This is a genomic window from Propionivibrio sp. (assembly GCF_017995515.1).
GTDB lineage: Bacteria > Pseudomonadota > Gammaproteobacteria > Burkholderiales > Rhodocyclaceae > Propionivibrio.
Map to the genome: position 1 here is coordinate 11,886 of NZ_JAGOIT010000082.1, position 3,781 is coordinate 15,666.

General features: G+C 64.1%; 5 protein-coding genes. 2 read left to right on the plus strand and 3 right to left on the minus strand.

The features are described 5' to 3' along the window. A partial coding sequence (gene aroC / locus KBA32_RS12930) for a chorismate synthase (RefSeq protein WP_294359548.1) occupies positions 1-937 on the minus strand: 937 nt, incomplete at its 3' end. A gap of 56 nt (positions 938-993) precedes the next feature. Between aroC and KBA32_RS12935 the strand changes: the two genes are divergently transcribed. Then, positions 994-1,149 carry a hypothetical protein gene (locus KBA32_RS12935; RefSeq protein ID WP_294359550.1) on the plus strand — a complete coding sequence of 52 codons (156 nt, stop codon included), beginning with the start codon at positions 994-996 and terminating at the stop codon, positions 1,147-1,149. 21 nt (positions 1,150-1,170) lie between these two features. Here KBA32_RS12935 and KBA32_RS12940 read toward each other — a convergent pair whose 3' ends face one another. After that, positions 1,171-2,658 (minus strand): DegQ family serine endoprotease, encoded by a 1,488-nt coding sequence (locus KBA32_RS12940; RefSeq protein WP_294359552.1) that lies wholly within the window; start codon positions 2,656-2,658, stop codon positions 1,171-1,173. 182 nt (positions 2,659-2,840) lie between these two features. Here KBA32_RS12940 and thpR point away from each other — a divergent pair, with 182 nt between their 5' ends. Continuing rightward, entirely contained in the window at positions 2,841-3,383 is a 543-nt protein-coding gene (gene thpR / locus KBA32_RS12945; protein ID WP_294359554.1) for an RNA 2',3'-cyclic phosphodiesterase, read from the plus strand. Here the strand turns inward: thpR and KBA32_RS12950 are convergent. After that, on the minus strand, positions 3,335-3,781 hold a 447-nt coding region (locus KBA32_RS12950), incomplete at its 5' end, for an ATP-binding protein (protein WP_294359555.1). The two genes, thpR and KBA32_RS12950, sit on opposite strands and share 49 nt — an antisense overlap.

Genomic DNA, 3,781 nt, shown 5'->3' on the forward strand with positions numbered 1-3,781 from the left:
TTGCGGCCTCGCCGGCCAGATTCACCGTCTGGCGTGGCAGCCGGATGCTGGAGGTCGGCTTGATCGCCATGTGCACGACGATTTCCTGCCCGGTCGAGATGCCGCCGAGCACGCCACCGGCGTGATTGGAGAGAAAGCCCTGCGGCGTCATTTCGTCGCCGTGCTCGCTGCCTTTCTGTTCGATGCTGGCAAAGCCATCACCGATCTCGACGCCCTTCACCGCGTTGATGCCCATCATCGCGTAAGCGATCTCGGCATCGAGGCGGGCATAGACCGGCTCGCCCCAGCCCGGCGGCACGCCGGTTGCCGCGACGCTGATCTTTGCGCCGACAGAGTCGCCCGACTTGCGCAGCGCATCCATGTATTCCTCGAGCTGCGGAACGATCGCCGCGTCGGGCGCGAAGAACGGGTTCTGTCCGATCTGCGCCGCATCGACGAACGGAATGCGGATCGGCCCCAGCTGGCTCATCCAGCCCTGGATCGTGACGCCGAAGCGCTCGTTCAGCCACTTGCGCGCGATCGCACCGGCAGCGACGCGTACCGCCGTCTCGCGCGCCGACGAACGGCCGCCGCCGCGATAGTCGCGAAAGCCGTATTTCTGCGTATAGGCGTAGTCGGCGTGGCCCGGGCGGAAGGTTTCGGCGATGTTGCCGTAGTCCTTGCTGCGCTGGTCCTGATTGCGGATCAGGAGGCCGATCGGTGTGCCGGTCGTCCTGCCTTCGAAGACGCCGGAGAGGATCTCGACCGTATCCGGTTCGCGGCGCTGCGTGACGTGGCGCGACGTTCCCGGCTTGCGGCGATCGAGCTCGGCCTGGATATCGGCTTCGCTGATTTCGAGTCCCGGCGGACAGCCATCGACGACGCAGCCGATCGCCGGACCGTGCGATTCGCCAAAGGAAGTGACCGTGAATAAAGTGCCAAAGGTATTGCCGGACATGGGCTTCTCGGGAGCGATAGAATGGCCCCGAGTCTAACATAGCCAACGAGATGCCCTTGACCGCCAAACCGCCCGCCAACAAGCCGCCAGCGAAAGCGAAGCCAGCGCCCAGACCAAGCCCGACGGTCAATCCATTGCGTCAGGCCGACACCCGCTGGCAGCGCACGGTGCGCTACGGCTGGGACAAGGGCGGAGCGAAAGGCGGGCGGTAGCAACCACCGCCCGCATTCACCTTATTCGACATCGACCGGTACGAAGAGGCGCGCATCGTCGCGCTGGATGAGCAAGGCGACGCGCTTCGACGCCTTGCTGGCCAGGCTGCGCAGCTGCTCGACGCTGGAAACCGGTTCGCCGTTGACCGAGAGCAGCACGTCGCCGCGGCGAATCCCGGCGCGCGCGGCCGTTCCGGTCGCATTCTCGATCAACAGCCCGTTCTTGCCGTCGAGTTGCTTGCGCTCCTCGGCGGTCAGCGGACGCACGGCGAGGCCGAGCTTGCCTGTCGTCGCCTCCTTGTTTTCCTTGGCTGCGACCTGCTCCTCTTTCTGATTGCCGACCTTGACCTCGATATCACGCTGACCACCCTTGCGCCAGACCTGCAACTTGGCCGATTGTCCCGGCGTAATGTCGGCAATCACCGGCGGCAGCTCATTCGACGATGCAATCTCCTTGCCGTTAACCGAGAGAATCACGTCGCCCGGTTCCAGGCCGGCCTTCGCCGCCGGGCTGCCATCCTCGACCGAACTCACCAGAGCACCGCCCGGCTTCTTCATGCCGAACGACTCGGCGAGTGACTGATCGAGGTTCTGGATGGTGATCCCGAGCCGGCCGCGCTGCACCTTGCCGGTCTTGACGATCTGGTCCTCGACCTTCATCGCCACCTCGATCGGGATGGCGAAGGACAGGCCCTGGTAGCCGCCGGTTCGGCTATAGATCTGCGAGTTGATACCGATCACCTCGCCGGCCATGTTGAACAACGGCCCGCCGGAGTTGCCGGGATTCACCGCGACGTCGGTCTGGATGAACGGCACATAGGTGTCGTCAGGCAGCGAGCGCGACTTCGCCGAAATGATGCCGGCCGTCGCGCTACTCTCGAAACCGAAGGGCGAACCGATCGCCAGCACCCATTCGCCGACCTTGGCATTGATCGAGTTGCCGACCTTGAGCGTCGGCAGGTTGCGCGCGTCGATCTTGAGCACGGCGACGTCGGTCGTCTTGTCGGCGCCGAGCACCTTGGCCTTGAACTCGCGCTTGTCGGTCAGTTTGACGGTCACCTCGTCGGCGCCGTCGATGACGTGCGCGTTGGTCAGCACGATGCCGTCCTCGCGCAGGATAAAGCCCGACCCCTGTCCGCGCACCTGGCGCTCGCCGCGTTGCTGCGGCACACGGAAATGGCGGAAGAACTCGTAGAAGGGATCATCAGGATCGAGCTGCGGCAGATCCTGCAGGTTTGGATTCTTGACCGTACCCGAGATGCTGATATTCACGACGGCCGGCGAATTCCGCGCGACGATCGCGCTCATGTCGGGCAAGGCCGCACCGGCGACGGAAACGACAGGCGCCGCCGGAACAGTCGCGCTGTCGGTCGACTGCGTCTTGATCGTCGAACCGGTGGCGGCGTTGGCCAGCCAAGAGGCGCCGCCGTTGTTGATCGAGTAAGCGCCAACCAAGGCACTGGCAACCACCGTGGCAATCACACTCCTTTTAAGGCTTTGTGCATTCATGTTCATCCTCCGTTCGTGGCAATCGTTGATCAGGTGCAAGCGATTCGCTTGACGATGGGCAGGATGCTAAGACAGAAAAACTTAAAACCGACTTAAAGTTGCGTAACAAAATGTGATCTGATCTGCCTCTCCGGCGCGCGTGCAGGACTAAACTCGACGGTGTTCCCCGGACAATCCCGACCATGCGCCTCTTCTTCGCCCTATGGCCTTCGCCCGCTGCTGCCGAACGACTGGCCCGCGTCGCCACCGACGCAGCTGCGCGCCTCGGCGGAAAGCCGACGCGCCTGGAGACGCTCCACCTGACGCTCGCGTTTCTTGGTGAAGTGGCTGATGAGAACGTTCCTCGCTTGGTCGATCTGGTCAGCAACCTGCGCGCCGAGCCAATCGAGCTGCGCATCGACCAACCGGGTTACTGGCGCCGAAACTGCCTGTTCTGGGCCGGTTGCCACGACACTCTTGCGCCGTTGGAAACGCTCGTTGCCGAATTGCGCCAACGGCTCGGCGCAGCCGGATTCACCGTCAGCAACGGCGAGCGACCCTTTACGCCGCACGTGACGCTGGTGCGAAAAATCCCGGAGATACCCCTGAACGCGGCTCTTCCGGCCATCGGTCCGATCGAGTGGCGATGTTCCGATTTCGTTCTGGTGCGATCACAGCTTTCCGAGAAGGGGCCGAGCTACGAGCCGCTGGCCCGCTTTGCGCTGACGGAAAACCGGAATAGCTGAGGCCATTCGCCCGCGTTCGGGAACAGCACTGTCACCCGCAAGCCACTCGCTTCGTCGCCCGGCTGCGCGTCGGACAACCTGACCGAGGCGCCGTGCCGATCGGCGATGGTGCGCACGATCGAGAGACCAAGCCCGCTGCCGCTCTTTTCTCCGATGCCAACGGCGTTGTCGTCGTGGCGTCGATAGAAGCGATCGAACACGCGCTCGCGCTCGGCAGCGGGGATGCCGGGACCGTTATCTACCACTTCGAGGAACGTCCCGTCTTCGTTCTGGCCGCACGCAACGTCCACGCGCCCGCCGGCCGGCGTGTAGCGCAGTGCGTTACCGACCAGGTTGGCGAGCAGAATGCGCAGGGCGTCGGCGTCGCCTTGCACGACGGCCGATTCGTCGGCATCGGT

What these genes read in the sequence shown, in the direction of transcription:
- thpR (WP_294359554.1), top strand. Translation starts at nt 2,841, where the DNA reads ATGCGCCTCTTCTTCGCCCTATGGCCTTCGCCCGCTGCTGCCGAACGA.
- KBA32_RS12940 (WP_294359552.1), bottom strand. Translation starts at nt 2,658, where the DNA reads ATGAATGCACAAAGCCTTAAAAGGAGTGTGATTGCCACGGTGGTTGCC.